Here is a 21577-nt window from a genome sequence, read left to right on the forward strand (position 1 = left end):
GCATGCCGGACACCAAGAAGAAGGCGAACACGGAGGACTCCTCGGGCTCGGGCCTCGACAGGGTGCGCGAGGAGCTCTCCAACTACCTGCTCGCGAAGGCCAACACGGTGGTCAGCTCGGCCGGGAAGAAGACCGGCGAACTCGCGGAGAAGGCCCTGTCCGGCGCCGGTGACGGCGGCGGGCTGGCCAAGCCCGTCGCGAAGGTGCTCGGCGGCGAGTCACCCGCGAAGGCCGCCGGGGAGCAGGCCGTGAAGGGCGCCAAGGACAAGGTCGCCGAGAAGACGAAGGAGCTCTTCGGCGGGGGCGGCAAGGCCGGCGAGAAGAAGGTCACCAACATCGTCGAGGCGATCGACGTGGGTCTGCCGCTGCGCCGCGTGTACGACCACTGGACGGAGTTCGAGGAGTTCACGGGCTTCATGAAGGGCGTCGTCGAGGCCTCACGCTCGGAGGACGACGAGGTCACTTCCGACTGGACGCTCAAGGTCGGGCCGTCCAAGCGGAGTTGGCAGGCCACGGTGCTGGAGCAGGTGCCCGACGAGCGCATCGTCTGGGAGACCAAGGGCGAGACCAAGACGCACGGCGCCATCTCGTTCCACGAACTGGCCCCGAGCCTCACCCGGATCGTGGTCGTCGTCGAGTACACCCCCGGCGGTTTCCTGGAGAAGACGGCCAACCTCTGGCGCGCCCAGGGCCGCCGGCTCCGCCTCGATCTCAAGCACTTCCTGCGGTACGTGACGCTGGGCGTCCAGGAGGTGCCGGAGGGCTGGCGCGGCGAGATCCGCGAGGGCGAACTCGTACGCAGCCACGAGGACGTGCTCGCAGACGACGAGGACGAGGACGAGCGCGCGGAAGAGGGCTCGGACGAGGACCCGGAGAGCCGGGGCGAAGCCGGGGAAGAGGACGAGGAGATCGACGAGGACGAGGAGGACGAGGCGGCCTGACGAAGACGGAGAACACCAGGCCGGGCCGGGGCGGGCCCGTGAGACGCCTCTGGTCCTCGGCGCCCGGCAGCACGCCGAGGACCAGAGAGCCCGGACGGCGGCCACGCGGTGAGGCTTTCCGCGTGGCCGCACGGCTGGGGAACCGGCTGAACCGCCGGAGCCCGGTCGACCGCCGGAAGGTGCTCAGGAGCCGACGGCCACGTCCGCGCCCGCGTCGGTCGTGTCGGTGATCTCGTAGACGGCTCCGAACTCCGAGGTGGTGGCGCTCGTCGGGCAGCCGAAGCCGCCCTCGACCTTCACGGGCACCTCAGCGGCCTCGAAAGTCAGCGTCGACGGCGAGCCGTTGGCCCAGTCGCCGGTCGCGGTGGCCGCGCCGTCGGGCGCGGCGGTCACCGTGCACTCGGCGAGCCCGCTGGTCTTCAGGACGAAACCGCCCGGGGGCATGGTGAGTCCGGCGGTGCTCGGGTCGCCGTGCTGCATGGAGACGGTCCAGTCGCCGCTGGTCGTCACCGACGCCTCGACGCCCGGCAGGCTCGTCGTGCACGAGTCGTACGTCGGCGCGGACACGGCGGACTCCACCGGCCCGGCGTCGTCGTGGTTGTCCGGTGCGGCCGGAATGCCGCCCGACGCCTCGGAGACAGTGCAGGTCACCGTCACCGACCCGGCGGTGAACGTCGCGTCGCCGGAGAGCTTCGCGGCGTACTCGTGACCGGCGGGGGTGACGGTGGTCGACCCGGCGGCGGACTGCTGGGCGGACGCTCCGGCCGGGCCGGCGGCGCTCGCCGGCCCGGCCAGGAGAAGCGCGGCGGCAGCGGTGGCCGCGGCCACCGCTCCTCGTAAGACTGCGGCTCGTGAAGACGAGGCGTACGGCGGACGCGTGCTCATCATGCGGCTCCTTCACTGCATACATGGGGGTGGTGCAGGGGATGCGATGGCACTCGTGCGCTCAGTCCTGCCCTTTCGGGCGCGAGGTGTCGCCGCGGCGGGGCGGGAAGGGGTCGTCGTCGACCCCGAACGCGGCCGCGAGGGAGGAGTCGGCGGACTCGAACCTGCTGGGTGCGCCCCCGGTACCGGAGGCACGCGAAGTGCCGGAAGTACCGGGCGGGTTGGGGGACGGCTCGGCGGGGTTCGGCCCGGACGGGTCGGCCGGACCGGACGCGCCGCGCTCCCCGGACGCCCCGGAGACGCCTGCCCCTCCGGCGGCCGGCGGCCCGTCGGCGGCTCCGGACCGTGCGGAGGCCGAGTCCCCCTCCGGAGCACCGGCCGCTTCGGCGGACGCGGGCACCGCGGCGGCCACCGGCACCGCCTCCGCGTGGAAGGCCGCGGGCTCGCCGCCCTCGGCCGCCGTACCGTCACCGACTCCCGCATCGTCGGGCGGCGGCACCGGCCGCCACGCGAACATCAGGGCTCCCCCGACGACGCCCAGAAGCGTGCCGATCATGAACCCGCCCAGGTTCGACAGCACGAGGGCCGACGCCGCGAGCATGACCGTGATGATGCCCGCGAGCCCGCGGTACTGGGGCGTGAACCAGCCGCTGAACCCCAGCACGACCATGATCGCCGCGAGGACGACGGCCGGGATGCCGGCGGTCCCCTCGTGCAGCATCACCTTCATGGGAGCGAGCGGCAGCACGCCGATCTCCACACCCGCGAGGACGGTGAACAGACCGCCCCAGAACGGCCGGCCACGGCGCCATCCGCGCCACCGGCGCCAGATCAGAAGCATTCCTTGGTGCCCTTGTTCACTTTCATGCTCAGGTTGTTGAGCCTGAACTTGCCGGCGTTGGTGGCCCATGCGGTCTGCTTGAGCTTGGTGATGTGGACGTCGTCGGCCTGCTGCCCGAACAGGTCCTGGAGTCCGCGCCCGCCCTTCGGGCCCTTGTCGAGAGTCGAGGCGTCGCGCCCGATCTCGATCTTGTTGAAGGATGCGTTGCCGGACAGCTGCGTGGCGTCGACGAACAGGTCGCTCGCCTGTACCGGCTTCTTGCCCGTACCGGCGGTGAGGTTCAGCGAGATGCTGCCGATGACGGGCAGGTCCGTGACGACGGACTGGCACAGGTCGTTCATCTCGGCCGTCTTGATCGCGGTGACGGCCACGGGTATCAGCTTGTCCCTGGCGTTGCGGTCCACGCTGCCGTACTGCGCGAAGCCGTCACCGTCCAGGCTGGACGCCGACACCTTGAACTGCTGTCCCGATACGGCGAAAGACGCCGCGAGCGCGCCGTTGGCCAGTGCGATCGCCAGCGCGGCGGTCGCCGCACAGCCCGGCACGCACAGGACGGCGAATCTCCGCCAGCTCGTGCGTCCCGTCAGCTTTCTGCCGTGCGCATCCTTCATGGTGTGTCCCCTTGTGAGAAAAATGGCGTGGTGACCGTTGTGTGGGGGATGTGAAGCACATGCGTGGTGCGAGGGGGGAGCGCACAGAAGGAGACCCTGCTGTGCGGAAGAGTTACTGGCGAGTCAGGTTATGGACACCGGACGTGGACGGCAAGGTTTCGCGCAGACAACTTTCCGCCGAACACCCGCTCTTGGAGCTGCGGCACCGCGTCCCGGCTCTGGACCCCACCGCCGCCCCGGGAGCCGGACACCCCCTGAGCAGCACCGCACGAGCTGGCGTTACCTCTAGTAGCCCCCTGGCAGCCGGTAGATTGCGCTGTCTTTCGCGTCGCCCGCGGGAACCGGATGCGGCCGGAGCGTGGTCAGAGAGGCGCGTCGGCCGGCGGGAAGTGGCCGAAATCAGGCCCGATGAGAGGCACTTGGGACCGAACGGAGCGGTGACCGGGGGCCTTCTTGCCGGGGCTTCTGCGGGCGGCGTACCATGAATGCGCTTTCAACCCAGCGGCCTCCGCGGCCTGATCAAGCAGGAGAGCGTGGTCGCGTGAATGCTCCCACCGTGTACGACGTCGCCGGCCAGGCCGGCGTCTCGATCGCGACGGTCTCGCGAGTGTATCGGGCCCCCGATTCGGTGCGCGCCGGTACGAGGGAGAAGGTCCTGGAGGCCGCCCGCGAGCTCGGCTATGTGCCGAGCGGCAACGCACGGGGCCTGGCCAGCCGCAACACCCGCGTGCTGGGCCTGTGCTTCCCCGACTACGCCGATCCCGACGCCGAGGACCCGGACTCCGACTACGGCGACGACGCCGAGCTGATGCTCTACTCCGACGAGATAATCCGCGGCATGGAGCGCGCGGCCCGGCGCCACGGCTACGCCCTGCTGATCGCCGCCTCCCTCGCGGAGGGCCCGAAGAGCCTCGTCGCCGACGTCGCGGGGCGCGTGGACGGCTTCGCCGTGCTCGCCCGTACGGTCCCCACCGAGGAGCTCGAAGTGATCTCGCGGCGGCTGCCGGTGGTGATGGTCGCGGGCCCGCGCGAGGACGCACCGCTCGATCATCTCGACCACGTCGAGGTGGCCAACTTCGACGGCGAACTCGCCCTGACCAGGCACCTCATCGCCGATCACGGCCTGACCCGGCTCGCCTTCGCCGGCGGCACGGAGGACTCCCCCGACGGCGAGGCCCGCTTCCGCGGATTCCAGGCGGCACATCTTGAGGCGGGCCTGCCGGTCCCCGACCGCCCCGACGCACGGTCCATGCTGACGCAGGCCGAGGGCGGGCGTGCGATCGCCCAACTGCTCGACCGCGGGGGCGAGTTGCCCCACGGAGTGGCGTTCGCCAACGACCAGATGGCGGTCGGTGCGCTCTCGGAGCTGCGGCGGCGCGGGGTGCGCGTACCGGAGGATCTCGCGGTGGTGGGCTTCGACGGGATCCCGCTCGGCCGCATGGTCTCCCCGGCGCTGACGACCGTACGGCAGCCGATGCGGCGTATCGGCGAGGAGGCCGTGGAGCTGCTGGTCGCGAGGCTGGAGGACCGCACGCGGGAACCGGTCTCCCAGGTGCTGCCGGTCTCGGTGGTCCGCCGGGCCAGTTGCGGGTGCCGGCAGGACGCGACCTCTTCCGTTACACAGTCGTAATCAACTCGGCTCTTGCACGCCCGGGCAGTCGCTCACAGAGTATGTATGCGCTTACAGCCTGGCCGTCTCCTCCTTGAGGCCACCGGCCACATGAACGCTTCGACGCATCGCTCCGCACTGAGGAGGAGCCCCTCCATGCAGCACATTTCACGCATCGCCGCCGCGACCGCGGCAACGACCGCCCTCGCGCTGCTGCTCTCCGCCTGCGGCAGCGGCGACAGCGAGCAGTCCTCCGCGAAGGACAAGCAGACCCTCACCGTCTGGGGCATGGGTGAGGAGGGCAAGCACCTGGCCAAGCTGGGCAAGGAGTTCAACAAGAAGCACCCCAACATCAAGGTCAAGGTCACCCCGGTCGGCTGGGACGTCGTCCACCAGAAGCTGGTGTCGGCCGTCGCCGCTGGGGAGCTTCCCGACATGGCCCAGATGGGCAGCACGATGCTCGGCGAGTTCATCGAACTCGACGCGCTGGAGCCGGTGGACACGAAGGCCTTCAAGAAGGACGACTACTTCCCGGCCGCGTGGGACGGCGGCGTGAAGGACGGCGAGGCCTATGGCGTTCCCTGGTACGTCGACACCCGGGCGCTGTACTACCGCACGGACCTGGCGAAGAAGGCCGGCGTCGACAAGCCCCCGGCCACGTGGAAGGACCAGCGCGCCCTCGCCAAGGCCTACAAGGACAAGGCCGGCGCGAAGTGGGGCACGTACAACCAGCCCGCCAACATCGGCGCCTGGCAGACCTGGCTCCCCTTCCTCTACTCGGCCGGCGGCAAGCTGGTCGACGACTCCGGCAAGCCCGCCCTGGACTCCCCCGAGTCCGTCGAGGCGCTGACCGAGTACGCCCGCTACTTCGACGAGGGCCTCTCCCGGAAGAGCTCGCCGCCCGACTACGACGTGGTGAAGGACTTCGGCTCGGGCGACGCCCCGATGTTCATCTCCGGGCCCTGGATCGTGCAGAACATCCAGGACCAGCAGCCGCAGCTCAAGGGCAAGTACGCCACCGCCCCGCTGCCCGCCGGCACATCGAGCACCTCCTGGGTGGGCGGCGCGAGCCTCGTCACGTTCAAGGACAGCGCGCACAAGGCCGCGGCGAAGGAGTTCACGGAGTACCTCACCAGCACCGAGCAGCAGGCGCACTGGTACGAGATCGCCAAGTCGCTGCCCGCGAAGGAGGACGCCTGGGACGAGCCCGCGCTGAAGAACGCGCCGGAGCAGCTGGACGCCTTCGAGAAGCAGCTCAAGACCGCGAAGACCGTCCCGCCGCTCGCCAAGTGGGAGGAGTTCTCCGCCAAGCTCGACGAGGGCGTGGCGCGCGTCTCCCAGAAGGGCGAGTCCCCGAAGAAGACGGCTGCCTGGCTGCAGAAGGCCACCGAGGGCCTGGTGGGCTGACTCGATGGCGACCACGACCCCATCCCGGCGGGGGGTCCCGGGCCGCACCCAGGCGGTGCGGTCCGGGGCCGGGGCCGGCGCTGGGACGGGCCGCGGACAGGGGCCCGCCGGGCGCCGCCGGGACCGGCTCAGCATGCAGAACCTCCCGGGGTGGATGTTCTCCACTCCGTTCCTGGTGCTGTTCCTGACGTTCATGGCGGTGCCGATCGTCGCGACGTTCGTCATGAGCTTCACCGACTTCGGGCTGCGGAACGTCGCAGACCCGTTCTCCACCGAGTTCATCGGCGTGGAGAACTACACACGGCTCTTCGACGACGAGCGCTTCCTGACGTCCTTGTTCAACACGGGCTACTTCGTGGTCCTGGGCGTGCCGCTCACCGTCGGAGCGGGACTGTTCGCAGCCGTGCTGCTCAACCGGGGCGTCGGCCGGCTGCGTACGGTCTTCCGGGTCGGCTTCTACGCACCCGTGGTCACCAGCATCGTCGCCGTGGCGGTCGTGTGGCGCTTCGTCCTGGACCCGGCGGACGGGCTCATCTCCGGGCTCGCGTCCGAAGTGGGCCTGACCTCACCGGACTTCCTCGGCTCGAAGGTCCTCGCGATGCCCTCGCTGATCGTGATGGCCGTCTGGCGCAACCTCGGCACGGCGATGGTCCTCTTCCTCGCCGGGCTCCAGGGCATCCCCGCCGAGGTGCGGGAGGCGGCGCGGCTGGACGGCGCCGGCGTCTGGCAGGAGTTCCGGACCATCACGGTGCCGCTGCTGCGCCCGACGATGCTCTACGTCAGCGTCATGACGACGATCGGCTTCCTCAACGTCTTCGAGGAGCCGTTCGTGATGACCGAGGGCGGGCCGGACAACTCCACGCTGACCGTCTCGCTCGACATGTACCGCGAGGGCTTCAGCTTCTTCCACATGGGCTACGCGAGCGCGATGGCGTACGTGCTGTTCACGGTCATCCTCGCGGTCACCCTGCTCCAGCTCCGTCTGCTGAAGGACAAGACGAGATGACGGCGACCTTGGACGGCGCAGCCCGCGCAACCGAACCGGCGCCGCGTCCGCACCGGCGCGAGGCCACGCGCCGCAGGCTCCTGCTGGCCGTGCTGTGGGCCGGCATGGTCGTGATGATCGCGCCGTTCCTGTGGATGGCGCTGTCCGCGTTCAAGTCGGAGCGCGACCTCGGCGCGACGCCGACGGTGTGGATACCGGACGACTGGACGCTGATCCACTTCGAGAAGCTGGTCAAGCTGCTCGACGTGGGCGCCCACTTCTTCAACTCCACGCTGGTCGCCGTCGTCGTCACGGTCTGCAATCTCGTCTTCTGCTCGATGCTCGGCTACGCGCTGGCGAAGCTGAAGTTCATGGGGAAGCGGCCCGTGTTCGCGCTCGTGATGTGCGCGCTGATGGTGCCGGGCAACCTGATGCTGATGCCGATGTTCGTGATGGTCAGCAAGATGGGCCTGATCGACTCCTACGCCGCGCTCATCCTGCCGTTCGCGGCGGGCGCGTTCGGGGTCTTCCTGATGCGCCAGTTCATGACCGCCATTCCGGACGAGCTGCTGGAGGCGGCCCGCATCGACGGCGCCGGCGAGTGGTTCATCTTCTGGCGGATCGCGATGCCGCTGGTCAAGCCCGCGCTGGCGACGCTGGCCATCTTCACGTTCCTCCAGTCCTGGAACAACTTCCTCTGGCCGCTCGTGGCCACCAACGACCCGGATAAGTACACGCTTCCGGTGGCGCTGGCCACCTTCGCCATCGACCCCACGAAGACCAACGGCTCCAACGGGGTCCTGATGGCGGGCGCCTTCCTGGTGGTACTGCCCGTCCTGCTGGTCTTCATCCTGCTCCAGCGCTACTTCACGCAGGGCATCGCCACCGCGGGCCTCAAGTAGGCCCGTACGACCGCGCGTTCCGTACCGCCCCCGTACGACCGACGGCGGGGGAGAAAGACCCCGAGTGTATGCGCATCCATCGAGAGGTGACCCCGACATGACCGAGAAGAACGCCGCTCGCCTCGACTGGGAGCAGCGCATCGGCCTCCCGAGCGACCTCCCCCTGGCTGAGCCGGGTGGTGCCCCCAAGCTGACCGGCACCGCCCGCCTGCCCGCGCCCTTGGGGCTGTGCTCCGAGGACGGCACCGGCCATGTGCTGCTCGACTGGGAGCCGGTGGAGGGCGCGTTGGGGTATCTCGTGCACCGGGCGGACACCGTCGACGGCCCGTACGAGCCGCTCGACCACCGGGGCGGCGACGTGCTGGCGGTGCCCTCGCCGCCGTACGCGGACACCCTCGTCGAGCCCGGTCAGGGCTACTGGTACAAGGTCGCCTCCTGGACGGACGCGGGCCCCGGCGCGCTCCCCGCCGAGCCCGTCCGCGGCTGCCCGAAGGCGCGGGGCACCCGGCCGCCGGCCGTCACCGTCGAGGTCGACGCGGGGGCCGAGCCGGTGCCGCTGCCGCCCGTGTGGAACCGGATGATCGGCGCGGAGCATCTGTCGATGCTGCTGTGGAGCGAACCCGGTCCCGGCGGCGCAGACGTTGCGAAGGAGTACGGCGACGCGCTCGGCATCGTCCGCGACGAGCTCGGGGTGCGCACCGTACGGGCGCACGGCACGTTCCTGCCCGAGTGCGTGCGCGTACTGGACGACGGCTCCTTCGACTTCTACGGCCTCGACACGGTCTACGACCGCTTCCTCGCCACGGGTCTCAAGCCCGTGGTCGAACTCTCCTTCATGCCCGCCGAGTTGGCGCTCGACCCCGAATACACCATCTTCGAGTACAAGGGCATCGCCTCCGTACCGCGCAGCTGGGAGCGGTGGGGCGAGCTGTGCCGCGCGCTCACGGTGCACCTGCGGGAGCGCTACGGCGCGGAGGAGGTCGCCACCTGGGAGTTCGAGGTCTGGAACGAGGCCAATCTGGAGGTCTTCTGGAACGGCAACCAGGCCCAGTACCACCTGCTGTACGAGACCGCCGTACGCGCCGTGAAGGGCGTCGACGCACGCATCAGGGTCGGCGGCCCCGGCTCGGCCGCGGCCAAGTGGGTCGGCCCGCTGCTGGAGTACTGCCGCGAGCACGACGTGCCCATCGACTTCGTCTCGACGCACACCTACGGCAACGCGCCGCTGGACTTCCGCCCCGAGACGCGCTCCTTCGCGGAGGCCACGGGCCTGCCCGAACCGGAGATCCTCTGGACGGAGTGGGGCGTGACGCCCACCCACTTCCACCGCGTCAACGACTCCGTCTTCTCCGCGCCGTTCGTGCTGCGCGGCATGAAGAGCGTGCTGGGGGTATCCCCGGCGAGCCAGGGGAAGTCGGCGGACGCCCTCGCGTACTGGGTCGCCACCGACCACTTCGAGGAGCTGGGCCGGCCGCCGAAGCTCTTCCACGGCGGCTTCGGGCTGCTGACCGTGGGCAATCTGCGCAAGCCACGCTTCTGGGCGCTGCGCATGCTCTCGCAGCTGGAGGGCGGCCGCGTCCCGTCGACGGTCGGCGGCGACGGCGCCGAGGCGCTGGTGGAGTCCCTCGCGACGCGTACGGACGACGGAGCCGGCATCGACGTCCTCTGCTGGAACGGCACGCTGGACCAGACGAAGACCGGCGGCGCCGCCGCGCTGGACCGCGAGGCCCGCGTCGAGGTGAACGGGCTGACGCCGGACGCGAGTTACTCGGTCGTGCTGCGCCGCGTGGACGAGACCCACTCCAACATCAAGGCCGTGTGGGACGCCATGGACGCCGGCCACAACGACTGGCCGAACGAGCGCCAGTGGTCCGAACTCCGCGCCGCCGACGAGCTCTTCGAGGAGTCGCTCGGCACCGTGACCGCCGACGCCGCCGGATCGCTCTCCCTCACCGTCGACCTGCCGATGCCCGGCATCCGCGCGCTTCGCCTCACCAGGGCCTGAACGGGTCCCCGACGACCGCACGTCCACCGAACGACGAAGGAGCCGCACCACCATGAAACGACGGACCATCCTCACGGCCGGAGCGGGTGCGTCGGCCGCGCTCGCCCTCGGTGTCACGGCCACCCCCGCCTCGGCACGCAGCCGCGCCACGACCTCGCTGCTGCACCGCTGGTTCCGCGACACCTACGCCTCGATCGAGGCCATGCACTCCGAACTCGGCCTCGCCGCCGACAAGATCGACGTGAGCGGCGCCAAGCCGAAGCGCAGCGTGCAGACCTCGCCCACCAACATCGGCTGCGGGATCTGGTCGACGGTGGCCGCGGCCGGGCTCGGCGTGATCAGCCAGGCGACCATGCGCAAGCGGCTCGCGGGCACCGTCTCGGCGGTGGAGAAGCTGGAGCGCGCGAAGGGCTTCTGGCTCAACTGGTACGACGCCGGCACGGGCAAGGTGCTGACGAAGTGGCCGGAGACGGGCGACGAGGTGCGGCCGTTCCTCTCCTCCGTCGACAACGCCTGGCTGATCACGGGGCTGCGGATCGCGGCACAGGCCGACCCGTCGCTGGCCCCGCGCGTGAAGAGCCTGCTCAAGGACGCCGACTGGTCCTTCTACTTCACCCCGTACGACGAGAGCGACCCGGCACAGCACCCCGGCCAGATCAAGGGCGGCTACTGGACGGACGACGACACCTTCACCGGGCACTGGTACGGCGCCCTCAACACCGAGCCCCGCATGGCCAGTTACCTCGGCATCGCGGACGGCAGCCTGCCCGGCGAGCACTACTGGCGCACGTTCCGCACGATGGTGCCGGAGAACGAGCAGGAGCAGGTGCCCGAGGGCGAGTACGTGACGGTCGACGGCGTACGGCTCTGGCGCGGCCACTACACCTACCGCGGCCGGAAGCTGATCCCCACCTGGGGCGGCTCGATGTTCGAGGCGCTGATGGTGCCGCTCTTCGTGCCCGAGGGCGAGTGGGCGCCGAACGCGTGGGGCGTGACGCACAAGCGCTACATCCGCAGCCAGATCGAGCACGGGCTGGAGGAGGAGAAGTACGGATACTGGGGCTTCTCCCCCGCCAACATCCCGGCCGGCGGCTACAGCGAGTACGGCGTCGACGAGATCGGCATGACCGTGGACGGCTACTTCTCCAAGGGCGTCGTCACGCCGCACGCGTCCTTCCTGGCCATGCAGTTCGAGCCGGCCGCGTCCGTCGCCAACCTGGTGAAGATCGACCGCGACTTCGGCGCTTACCACGACGGGCTGGGCTTCCGCGACTCCGTCGACGTCAAGGAAGGCACGGTCAGCGACTTCATGCTCGCCCTGGACCAGGGCATGGTCGCCGCGGGGCTCGCGCAGGTGCTCAGCCCGGGGCTGCTCCAGGGCGCCTTCCGCTCGGGCGGGTTCGCCAGGAACGTCCGGCCGCTGCTGGCCAAGGAGGACTTCGGCATAGTCTGATCCACGGCGGCAGCTCACGCGGCTGCCCGCCGCCCCGTACCGCCGGGGCAGCGCCGCAGGCTGATCCCCGGCGCTGTCCCGGCCACCCACCGCCGCACGAGAGCACCGCCGCAACACCGCGCTACCGCACCACGCACCACGCACCACGCACCACCGGGAAGGATTCCGTGACGCAGCACGCGCAGCCGCCGCCCGAGCAGCAAGTGCGCCCCAACATCGTGCTGTTCATGACGGACGACCACGCCGTGCCCGCCATCGGCGCGTACGGCAGCGTGATCAACCGGACGCCCGCGGTCGACGGACTCGCCGCGGAGGGAATGCGGTTCGACAACACCTTCTGCACCAACGCGATCTGCTCGCCCGCCCGCGCGACCCTGCTGACCGGCACCTACAGCCACGTCAACGGCATGACCTCGCTCGAAGGGCCGGACCACACCTTCGACGCGACCCAGCCGGGCTTCCCCGAGATGCTGCGCGAGGCCGGCTACCAGACCGCCCTCATCGGCAAGTGGCACCTGGGCCACGGCGGGCGGAGCGACCCCCGCGGCTTCGACCACTGGGAGATCCTTCCCGAGCACGGCGTCTACCACGATCCGACGTTCCTCACCGCCGACGGCGAGCGCACGTACACCGGCTACGTCACCGACGTCATCACCGACCTCGCCCTGAACTGGCTGGACGGGCGCGACCGCGGGCGCCCCTTCGCGCTGCTCGTCCAGCACAAGGCACCGCACCGGCACTTCGAGGCCGCCGAACGCCACCGGCATCTCTACGAGGACGAGGACGTCCCCGCTCCCCCGACCCTCCACGACGATCTGAGCGAGCGCTCCACCGCCGCCCGCGAGGCGCGGCTGCGCATGGAAGACCTCGTGCGTGAGGACCTCAAGGAGCCGGTGCCGGAGGGGCTTTCGGAGCGCGAGGAGCGCGAGTGGCGCTATCAGCGCTACATCAAGGAGTACCTGCGGGTGGTCGCGGCGCTCGACGAGAACGTGGGCCGCGTACTGCACTTCCTCTCCGTCTCCGGGCTCGCGGAGGACACCGCCGTCGCCTACACCTCCGACCACGGCTTCTTCCTCGGTGAACACGGCTGGTTCGACAAGCGGTTCATGTACGAACCGTCGATGCGCATTCCGCTCGTGATGCGCTGGCCGGGGGTCGTCGCGCCCGGGTCCGTCAACGAAGACCTCGTGGCGAACGTGGACTTCGCGCCGACGCTGCTGGACATCGCCGGCATCGAGCCGCCGGAGCGCATGCAGGGCCGCAGCCTGCTGCCGCTGCTGCGAGGTGAGAAGCCCGGCGACTGGCGCACGGGCGTCTACTACCGCTACTACATGCATCTCGACCGCGACCACAACGTGCAGGCCTGCTACGGCATCCGCACCCGCACACACAAGCTGATCCACTACCCGGGGCACGGCTCCGGCGCCTCGGGTGCGAGCGGGAAGCGGCGCGAGCCGGAGTGGGAGCTGTTCGACCTGACGGACGACCCGGACGAGCTGCACAGCCGCTACGGCGACCCCGAATACGCGGACGTGGCAAGGGAGTTGACCGAGCAGCTGGCGCGGCTCCAGGAGAGCTGCGGAGACACCCCCGAGGGTGTGCTCCCCGAACACTGAGCGGAGGGAGGGCCGTCCGTTGACCGGCACACGGAACAGCCGGGCGCCGCGGGCATGCTGTGCGCCCTCTCGCGGGTCCGCCGCCGGGGCCGGCGGCACGGCCGGCGCCGAACCGGGGCCAGGCACCGCCCAGTCGGGATCGGCGTCCGGCTCCGCCCCCGGCTCCGCAACGGAGGGCCCCCACACCCCGCACGGCGGCTGGTGCGAACTGCCCGGCGGCGCCTTCCTGATGGGGTGCGACGACGCCCCGTACCCGGCGGACGGCGAGGGCCCGGTGCGCGAGGTGACGCTCGCCCCGCTGCGGCTCGCCGCGACCGCCGTCACCGCAGCCGAGTTCGCGGACTTCGTGGCCGCGACGGGCCACCGCACCGACGCGGAGCGCTTCGGCTGGTCGTTCGTCTTCGGCGGGTTCCTGCCTCCCGGCTTCCCGCCCACGCGCGCCGCCGCCGCGGCGCCATGGTGGCGGCAGGTGCACGGGGCGGACTGGCGGCATCCGGAGGGCCCGGGCTCGGATCTGGACGGGCGTGAGGACCATCCCGTGGTCCACGTGTCGCACAACGACGCGCTGGCGTACTGCACTTGGGCCGGCACCCGGCTGCCCACGGAGGCCGAGTGGGAGTACGGAGCGCGCGGCGGGCTGAGCGGAGAGCCGTACCCGTGGGGCCGGGAGCGCGACCCGGGAGGCACGTACAGGATGAACATCTGGCGCGGCTCGTTCCCGGACCGCAACACCGCCGCCGACGGCTACGCCGGGACCTGCCCCGTGGACGCGTTCCCGGCGAACGGCCACGGGCTGTTCAACATGACGGGCAACGTGTGGGAGTGGTCGGCGGACCTCTTCGCCGCCGGCTCCGACTCCCGTGCGCTGCGCGGCGGTTCGCACCTGTGCCACGAGTCGTACTGCCTGCGCTACCGCACCTCGGCGCGCATGGCGAACACGCCCGACTCCTCCTCCGGGAACACAGGATTCCGGGTCGCGTCCGGCTCCGGCCGGTGACGCGGGGAACCGCCCGCCGACAAGCCCCGCAACAGCTTGGCTCCGGCCTCTTGTATGCGCTTCCTGTAAGCGCATACAGTCTCGGCGCACCGACCCCTCGCCCCGTACCGGAGAGCCAGCCATGACGTCACATCCGGCAGACATGCGCCGTCGCGCCGTGCTCGGCGGCGCCGGGGCGATCGCCGTCGCCGCCGCAGGAGGAACCGGTCCCGGCGCCACGCCCGCGTCGGCGGCGTCCGCCTGGACCGGCGGCGCGCAGCCGTACGAGCGGACGGGCACCGGCCCGTCCGTGTCGTACGACCGCAAACGGCTGCTGATCGACGGCGACCCGGTTCTCGTACTGGCGGGCGAGATCCACTACTTCCGCCTCAAGCGCTCCGACTGGCAGTCACGTCTGGACCTGGCCAAGGAGGCCGGGCTCAACACCATCGCGACCTACATCCCGTGGATGTGGCACGAGACCGCGGACGGCTCCATCGACGTCACCGGCCGCACCCGCCCGGAGCGCGACCTCGGCGCCTTCCTCGACCTGTGCGTCGCCGAGGGCTTCCATGTGATCGCACGTCCCGGCCCGTTCACGATGGCCGAGCTCAAGGGCGAGGGGGTTCCGCACCGCGTACGCGAGGAGCACCCGGAGATCGTGCCGAAGGGCTGGGACGGCCAGAAGGACACCGCGCAGACCGTCGACTACCTGGCGCCCGCCTACCTCAAGGAGGTGCGGCGCTGGTACGACGCGGTGATCCCGGTGATCGCGAAGCGCAGGCACCGCAAGGGCGGACACGGCGTCATCGCCTGCCAGCTCGACAACGAGATCGGCATGCTGCCCTGGGTCAGCAACCACCCGGCCCTCACGGACGGAACCCTCAAGGCGTTCAACTCCTGGCTGGACGAGACGTACGGCGCGGATCTCGGCGGGCGCTACCCCTTCGCGGACAAGCCCGCGGACGAGCGCGACGCCGCCATTCGCGCCCCCGAGGACGCCTACGCTCCCGCCCTGATGCACGACCTCGGTGCGTTCACACGGGGCCGGTTCGCCCGCTACGTGAGCACGCTGCGCAAGTCCGCCGAGAACAACGGGCTCAAGGGCGTCCCCTTCCTCATCAACATCCACGGCACGTCCGACGGCGGGGCGAAGAAATTCCCCATCGGCATCAGCCAGTTGATGGAGACCTGGTCCCAAGAGCCCGGGATCTTCGCCGGCTCGGACTTCTACCTCGGCGGCCTCACCGTCAAGAACGTCACGGACCTCTATCTCGTCAACGCCTTCACCGAGTCGGTGCAGGACGCCGACCAGCCGCTGAGCGCCCTGGAGTTCGACGCCGGGCACGCCGACTACGGCGACAACCTGGACAACCAGGAGGACGCCGAGAGCGGGGACCTGAAGACGCGGCTCTGCCTCGCGCAGGGCGTCAAGATGATCAACTACTACCTGTTCGCGGGCGGTTTCAACCCGAAGCTGGACAAGCCCGTGGGCGACGGCAACGACCGCATCGGCATCACCGGCGAACGCCACGGCTTCTCCGCCCCCGTGGACCCGGAGGGGCGGCGCAACCTCAGCTACGAGCCGCTGAAGCAGACCCTGCACACCGTCGGCGGCCTCGCGCAGACGCTGGCCGGCATGGTGCCCGAGTACGACGAAGTGGCCCTGGGATTCGTGCCGGACCACTATCTGACGGAGTACCACCCGCCGGGCCGCGAGAGCGTCGACGCGATCCTCGCGGACATCGAGGACACCCGCGGCTTCGGGCCGCGCGGCGCGCTGTCCCGCGCCATGCTGCTGGGCGGCTTCCGCTACCGTGCCGTCGACGTGCAGTCCGGGCGGCTCGACCCGGACCGTACGCCCGTACTGGCGCTGGCGACCGGCAAGAACCTCGCGACGAAGGTGCAGCGCGAGCTCGTCCGCTACCTCGAGGCGGGCGGCAGGCTGCTGCTCTCGGGCCGGATCCCCCAGGAGGACATGGCGGGCGGCAAGAGCACGGAGCTGGGCGACGCGCTGGGCCTGAAGCCGGGCAAGACCCTCACCGACGCCGACCGCTTCTGGCTGTCGGCCACTTCGCACGGCTGGGCGGCGCCGCGCGCCGAAATCCGCGTCGCCAAGGCCCAGTTGTGCACCCCGAGCAAGGGCTCGACGGTGCTGCGGGAGGTATCGACCGGGAAGGGCTGCGGCTTCGACGTCCCGGTGGGCAAGGGCCGCGCGGTCGTCGTCACCACCGACTACCGCTGCGACCTGGACTTCTGGCTGCGGGCGCTGAAGGCGCTCGGTGCGACGCCGGCTCTCACCCACAGCGCGACCGACCCGGGGCTCTTCCTGCTCACCACCCGGGCCGCGGAGGGCGGCGGCCGTCTCCTGCACGCCCTGAACGTGACATCGGGCCTGGACCAGGAGTTCACCGTCTCCGAGAAGGGCAAGGCGCTCTTCGGCGGCGAGAAGCTGCGCGTCCCCGGGCGCAGCGGCGCGATCCTGCCGCTCGGCCTGGAGGCGGGCGGGGGGCGCATCGCGTACGCCACCGCCGAGATCACCGGCGTCGCGAAGAGCAGGGTGGCGTTCCGCGCGGTGGGCGGCGGGGACTCCGTCGTCGCCGTCGAGGGGGACGCCAGGTGCCCGGGTGCGCGGTCCTCGCGCGAGGGCGGCCGTACGGTTCTGCGCGTCCAGCGCCCGGAGTTCACCGTCAGCCTGAGCTGAGCCATGCCGTCCGGGTGACCACCGCCCCGCCCACCGGCGTGGCAGCCGCTCCTCCCCTCGCGCCTTCTTCAGGGTGGTCCAGCATGGACCGCACCGCTTCGGGGACCCGGCGTCGTTGCAGTCGGGCGGGGAGGCCACCCGGTGGACACGACAGCTGAGGACGAGGCCGTACGGAGCGGGCATCCGGACGCACAGGAGTCCGCGGAGAGCCGCCGGCTGACACTCGGGAAGAGACTCCTCGGCTATCTCAGCACCACCGATCACAAGGTGATCGGGAACATGTATCTGGCCACGTCGTTCGGGTTCTTCCTCGTGGCCGGTCTGATGGCGATGGTGATGCGGGCCGAACTGGCCCGCCCCGGGCTCGAAGTGGTCTCGGCGCAGCAGTACAACGAGCTGTTCACGACGCACGGCACGATCATGATGCTGCTGTTCGCGACGCCCACGTTCACGGGATTCGCCAACGTCCTCATGCCGTTGCAGATCGGCGCACCGGACGTGGCCTTCCCCCGTCTGAACGCCTTCACCTACTGGGTGTTCCTCTTCGGCGGGCTGATCGTCCTCAGCGGCTTCCTGACCCCGGAGGGCTCGGCGTCCTTCGGCTGGTTCGCGTACGCGCCGCTCAACAGCTCGACGTTCACGCCCGGTTCGGGCGGCGACCTGTGGACGATGGGACTGGCGGTGGCGGGGCTCAGCACGATCCTCGGCTCGGTCAACTTCATCACGACGATCGTCTGCCTGCGCGCTCCCGGCATGACCGTCTTCCGGATGCCGCTGTTCACCTGGAACGTGCTGTTCACCTCGATCCTGGCGCTGCTCGCCTTCCCGGTGCTGACGGCGGCGCTGCTGGCGCTGGAGGCGGACCGCAAGTACGGGGCGCACATCTTCGACGCCGCCAACGGCGGTGCGATCCTCTGGCAGCACCTGTTCTGGTTCTTCGGGCATCCCGAGGTCTACATCGTGGCGCTGCCGTTCTTCGGCATCGTCACCGAGATCATCCCCGTCTTCAGCCGCAAGCCGATCTTCGGCTACATCGGCCTGATCGCCGCGACCTGCACCATCACCGGCCTCTCCGCGACCGTCTGGGCCCACCACATGTTCGCGACGCACGCGGTGCTGCTGCCGTTCTTCTCGCTGATGTCGTTCTTCATCGCGGTGCCGACGGGCGTGAAGTTCTTCAACTGGATCGGGACGATGCGCCACGGGTCGCTGTCGTTCGAGACGCCGATGCTGTGGGCCGTCGGCTTCCTCGTGACGTTCCTGCTGGGCGGCATGACGGGGGTCCTCATCGCGTCGCCGCCGCTGGACTTCCATCTCACCGACAGCTATTTCATCGTCGCGCACCTGCACTACGTGCTCTTCGGCACCATCGTCTTCGCGACCTTCGGCGGCTTCTACTTCTGGTGGCCGAAGATGACCGGGAAGATGCTCGACGAGCGCCTCGGGAAGGTCCACTTCTGGATGCTCTTCATCGGCTTCCAGACCACGTTCCTCGTCCAGCACTGGCTCGGCGAGGAGGGGATGCCCCGCCGTTACGCGGACTATCTGGCGGCCGACGGCTTCACCACCCTCAACACGGTCTCGTCCGCCGGCGCCTTCCTCCTCGGCTTGTCCACGCTGCCGTTCCTCTACAACGTGTGGCACACGTCCAGATACGGCACTCGCGTCACCGAGGACGACCCCTGGGGCTGGGGGCGCTCCCTGGAGTGGGCGACGTCCTGCCCGCCCCCGCGGCACAACTTCGAGGCGCTGCCGCGCATCCGCTCCGAGTCGCCCGCGTTCGACCTGCACCACCCGGAGATCTCCGGGGTGGCGCCGGGCGTGCGGACGAGGCAGGGAACGCGGCGACCGCGGGGAGCAGAGGAAGCGGAGGGAGCCGAGGGGACGGAGGGGACGCGGCGATGAAGGTCGAGGCGCTTCTCTTCACCGGCGTGGCCACGTTCTTCGCCGTCGTCTCCGCCAGTTACGTGCCCTTCTCGGAGGACGCAGCGGGCAACGCGGCGCTGCTGGTCTCCTTCCTGATGTCCTCCCTCGTCGCCTTCTTCCTGTGGGTGCAGTACCTGCGGCACGGCTCCCGCGCGCAGGACCGCCCCGACGCGGCCGTACGCGAGGGCGCCGGCCCGCTCGCGTTCTTCTCGCCGCGCAGCTACTACCCCGTCCTCACCGCCCTGGGCACGGCGGTGGCCGGCCTCGGAGTGATCTACGGGATGTGGCTCTTCCTCATCGGGATCGGGGTCGTCGCACCCGGCGTCGCCGGATTCGTCTTCCAGCACAACGACCGCTGACCCGCGCGTACGAGAAGACCCGCGCGTACGAGAAGAGAGGACGGCGCATGCTCCCGCAGCGGAAGAGGGTGCAACCCGGTGCCAGGGCGGGCCGTGCCGCGAGGAGCGGCTTCAAGTACCTCGACGACCGGCTGTCGGCCGGCGAGGGCGGATCGCTGGTGCGCAAGGCGTTCCCCGACCACTGGTCGTTCCTGCTCGGCGAACTGGCGCTCTACAGCCTCGTCCTGCTCATCCTGACGGGCGTCTTCCTCACCTTCTTCTTCCACCCGAGCGGGACCGAGCTGCGCTACACGGGCTCGTACGTGCCGATGAGGGGGCGGCTGGTCTCCGAGGCGTACGACTCCACGCTGCACATCAGCTTCGACGTGCGCGGCGGGCTGCTGATCCGTCAGGTGCACCACTGGGCGGCGCTGGTGTTCGTCACGGCCATCGGCGTGCACATGCTGCGGGTGTTCTTCACCGGGGCCTTCCGCAAGCCCCGCGAGATCAACTGGGTCGTCGGCGTCACCCTGTTCGTGCTGGCGATCGCCGAGGGCTTCTGCGGCTACTCGCTCCCCGACGACCTGCTCTCCGGCACCGGGCTGCGGGTCGTGCAGAGCCTGCTGCTGTCGATCCCCGTCGTCGGCACGTATCTGAGCCTCTTCCTCTTCGGCGGCGAGTATCCGGGCACGGAGATCATCCCGCGGCTCTTCACCGTGCACATCCTCCTCATTCCGGCGCTCATCGTCGGGCTCGTCGTGGTGCATCTGATCCTGGTCGTCTATCTCAAGCACACGCAGTGGGGCGGGCCGGGCAGGACGGAGAAGAACGTCGTGGGCCAGCCGATGTTCCCCCAGTTCGCGGCCAAGTCGACGGGCCTCCAGCTGATGGTGTTCGGAGTGATCACGGTCCTGGCGGGCGTGGCGCAGATCAACCCCGTCTGGAATTACGGCCCTTACCGCACCGACCAGGTCAGCACCGGCTCCCAGCCGGACTGGTACGTGGGGTTCCTCGAAGGGTCGCTGCGCCTGATGCCGCCGTTCGAGACGACGGTGTGGGGCCATACCTTCATGTGGAACATCCTGGTCCCCACCGTGATCCTCCCCGCGCTGCTCTTCATGGGCATCTACCTGTATCCGTTCCTGGAGAAGTGGCTGACGGGCGACGACCGGGAGCACCACGTGTGCGACAGGCCCCGCGAGCGTCCCGCGCGCACGGCGCTGGGCGTCGCCGGCATCACCTTCTACGTCGTACTGCTGCTGGCCGGCGGAAACGACGTGATCGCCAAGCTCTTCGGGGTCTCCCTCAACGGTCTGACCTGGACCTTCCGCGCGGCCCTCGTACTGGCTCCGGTGATCGCGTTCATGCTCACGCGGCGGCTGTGCGTGGCGCTGCGCGCGCACGACTTCGAACGCATCCGCAAGGGCGAGGAGACGGGAGAGGTGCGGCAGACCATCGAGGGCGGCATGGAGCCCGGGCACCGCCCCCTGTCCGCGGCCAAGCGCTACACGCTGCTCATGCGGGAGGTGCCCCGCCCCCTCGAACCGGCGCGGGGACGCGAGGCCGACGGCCACGCCAACGGGCACGCCCGCGGCCGGGCGCAGCGGCTGCGCACCGCGCTGAGCCGCTGGTACCTCGGCGACCGCGTGGAGTGACGCTCCCTCACACGAGCCCTTCGCGGGCCGCGGTCGAGTACGGGCCGCGCCCGACGCCGTCGGGCCGCCCCAGCACGTGCAGCGTGAAGTCGGGGTCGCGGCAGTCGGTCAGCAGCGTCAGACCGGGAACGGCGCTGAGGACGGGCGCGAGGGTGCGGCCCGTGCGGTGGTGTTCGGGCGCGGGGTGGTTCCAGTGCACGGTGACGAGCGTGCCGCCGGGGTCGAGGGCCTCGACGGTGCGGGCCAGCACATCGCGCAGCGTCCGGTCGTCGAAGTAGTAGAGGAGCTCGGAGAGCACGATCAGGTCGAAGCGTCCCTCCGGCCACTCGTCGGGTATCGCCAGCTGCCGCACCCGTACGTGCGGAAGGTGGCGGGTGCGGGCCGAGGTGTGCTCGGCCGCCGCGGCCACACGGTCCGTGGCCAGCACGCTGTCGCAGCGCTCCGCGAGCGCGGTCGTGAGGACGCCCACCGAGCAGCCGGGCTCGAAGGCGCTGCGGTAGCGGCGCTGCGGCAGGGCGGCGAGGGTGTGGTCGTACTTGCGCTGTACGTACCACCGCTCCGTGAGGCTCCACGGGTCCGCCGAGTCGCTGTAGAGCTGCTCGAAGTAGGCGGCGGGAGTGTTCATCGCGGGACCACCTCGCGTGCTCGGCCGGATCAGCCCCCCGGCAGATGCACGGCGGGGTTCTCCCCAGAGCTTCGCATCAGGTGATGAAAGGTGCATCT

The 21577-nt window shown here is 70.3% G+C and carries 17 protein-coding genes; 13 read left to right on the plus strand and 4 right to left on the minus strand.

Features of this window, described 5'->3' with window-relative positions:
- The first annotated feature begins 2 nt into the window (after positions 1-2).
- Positions 3-941, plus strand: coding sequence for an SRPBCC family protein (locus tag QQM67_RS19915; RefSeq protein ID WP_314175319.1), 939 nt, complete (start codon positions 3-5; stop codon positions 939-941).
- Between the two features lie 183 nt (positions 942-1124).
- Here QQM67_RS19915 and QQM67_RS19920 read toward each other — a convergent pair whose 3' ends face one another.
- The 3 genes from QQM67_RS19920 to QQM67_RS19930 all read right to left on the minus strand — a co-directional run bounded on the left by QQM67_RS19920 (position 1125) and on the right by QQM67_RS19930 (position 3278).
- Complete coding sequence (locus QQM67_RS19920; RefSeq protein ID WP_314175320.1) at positions 1125-1769, minus strand: hypothetical protein; 645 nt, start codon at positions 1767-1769, stop codon at positions 1125-1127.
- A 118-nt stretch (positions 1770-1887) separates the two neighbouring features.
- A complete protein-coding gene (locus QQM67_RS19925) occupies positions 1888-2667 on the minus strand; it encodes a DUF6114 domain-containing protein (protein ID WP_314175321.1) in 780 nt (259 codons plus the stop codon).
- Positions 2658-3278 (minus strand): DUF6230 family protein, encoded by a 621-nt coding sequence (locus QQM67_RS19930; RefSeq protein WP_314175322.1) that lies wholly within the window; start codon positions 3276-3278, stop codon positions 2658-2660. The genes QQM67_RS19925 and QQM67_RS19930 overlap by 10 nt, the downstream gene beginning before the upstream one ends.
- A gap of 541 nt (positions 3279-3819) precedes the next feature.
- Here QQM67_RS19930 and QQM67_RS19935 point away from each other — a divergent pair.
- The 12 genes from QQM67_RS19935 (at position 3820) to qcrB (ending at position 20854) form a co-directional block, all read left to right on the plus strand.
- Positions 3820-4908, plus strand: coding sequence for a LacI family DNA-binding transcriptional regulator (locus QQM67_RS19935; RefSeq protein ID WP_314175323.1), 1089 nt, complete (start codon positions 3820-3822; stop codon positions 4906-4908).
- Between the two features lie 135 nt (positions 4909-5043).
- Entirely contained in the window at positions 5044-6294 is a 1251-nt protein-coding gene (locus tag QQM67_RS19940; protein ID WP_314175324.1) for a sugar ABC transporter substrate-binding protein, read from the plus strand.
- A 4-nt stretch (positions 6295-6298) separates the two neighbouring features.
- Positions 6299-7300 (plus strand): ABC transporter permease subunit, encoded by a 1002-nt coding sequence (locus tag QQM67_RS19945; RefSeq protein ID WP_399067191.1) that lies wholly within the window; start codon positions 6299-6301, stop codon positions 7298-7300.
- Positions 7297-8181, plus strand: coding sequence for an ABC transporter permease subunit (locus QQM67_RS19950; protein WP_399067193.1), 885 nt, complete (start codon positions 7297-7299; stop codon positions 8179-8181). Before QQM67_RS19945 ends, QQM67_RS19950 begins: the two co-directional genes overlap by 4 nt.
- 97 nt (positions 8182-8278) lie before the next feature.
- Positions 8279-10186, plus strand: a complete 1908-nt coding sequence (locus QQM67_RS19955) for a GH39 family glycosyl hydrolase (protein ID WP_314175326.1) — start codon at positions 8279-8281, stop codon at positions 10184-10186.
- 52 nt (positions 10187-10238) lie between these two features.
- A complete protein-coding gene (locus QQM67_RS19960; RefSeq protein WP_314175327.1) occupies positions 10239-11639 on the plus strand; it encodes a glucoamylase family protein in 1401 nt (466 codons plus the stop codon).
- A gap of 167 nt (positions 11640-11806) precedes the next feature.
- The gene (locus QQM67_RS19965) at positions 11807-13255 is read left to right on the plus strand and encodes a sulfatase family protein (protein WP_314175328.1); all 1449 of its coding nucleotides are present in this window, start codon (positions 11807-11809) and stop codon (positions 13253-13255) included.
- 19 nt (positions 13256-13274) lie between these two features.
- Positions 13275-14252 carry a formylglycine-generating enzyme family protein gene (locus tag QQM67_RS19970; RefSeq protein WP_314175329.1) on the plus strand — a complete coding sequence of 326 codons (978 nt, stop codon included), beginning with the start codon at positions 13275-13277 and terminating at the stop codon, positions 14250-14252.
- A 121-nt stretch (positions 14253-14373) separates the two neighbouring features.
- Positions 14374-16935 carry a beta-galactosidase gene (locus QQM67_RS19975; protein ID WP_314175330.1) on the plus strand — a complete coding sequence of 854 codons (2562 nt, stop codon included), beginning with the start codon at positions 14374-14376 and terminating at the stop codon, positions 16933-16935.
- A 216-nt stretch (positions 16936-17151) separates the two neighbouring features.
- Positions 17152-18840 carry an aa3-type cytochrome oxidase subunit I gene (gene ctaD / locus QQM67_RS19980; protein ID WP_314175625.1) on the plus strand — a complete coding sequence of 563 codons (1689 nt, stop codon included), beginning with the start codon at positions 17152-17154 and terminating at the stop codon, positions 18838-18840.
- Complete coding sequence (gene ctaF, locus QQM67_RS19985; protein WP_314175331.1) at positions 18837-19220, plus strand: aa3-type cytochrome oxidase subunit IV; 384 nt, start codon at positions 18837-18839, stop codon at positions 19218-19220. The genes ctaD and ctaF overlap by 4 nt, the downstream gene beginning before the upstream one ends.
- 47 nt (positions 19221-19267) lie before the next feature.
- A complete protein-coding gene (gene qcrB, locus QQM67_RS19990) occupies positions 19268-20854 on the plus strand; it encodes a cytochrome bc1 complex cytochrome b subunit (RefSeq protein ID WP_314175332.1) in 1587 nt (528 codons plus the stop codon).
- A 7-nt stretch (positions 20855-20861) separates the two neighbouring features.
- Here qcrB and QQM67_RS19995 read toward each other — a convergent pair whose 3' ends face one another.
- The gene (locus QQM67_RS19995) at positions 20862-21479 is read right to left on the minus strand and encodes a class I SAM-dependent DNA methyltransferase (protein WP_314175333.1); all 618 of its coding nucleotides are present in this window, start codon (positions 21477-21479) and stop codon (positions 20862-20864) included.
- Positions 21480-21577 lie beyond the last annotated feature (98 nt).

The organism is Streptomyces winkii, from assembly GCF_032248595.1.
GTDB lineage: Bacteria > Actinomycetota > Actinomycetes > Streptomycetales > Streptomycetaceae > Streptomyces > Streptomyces winkii.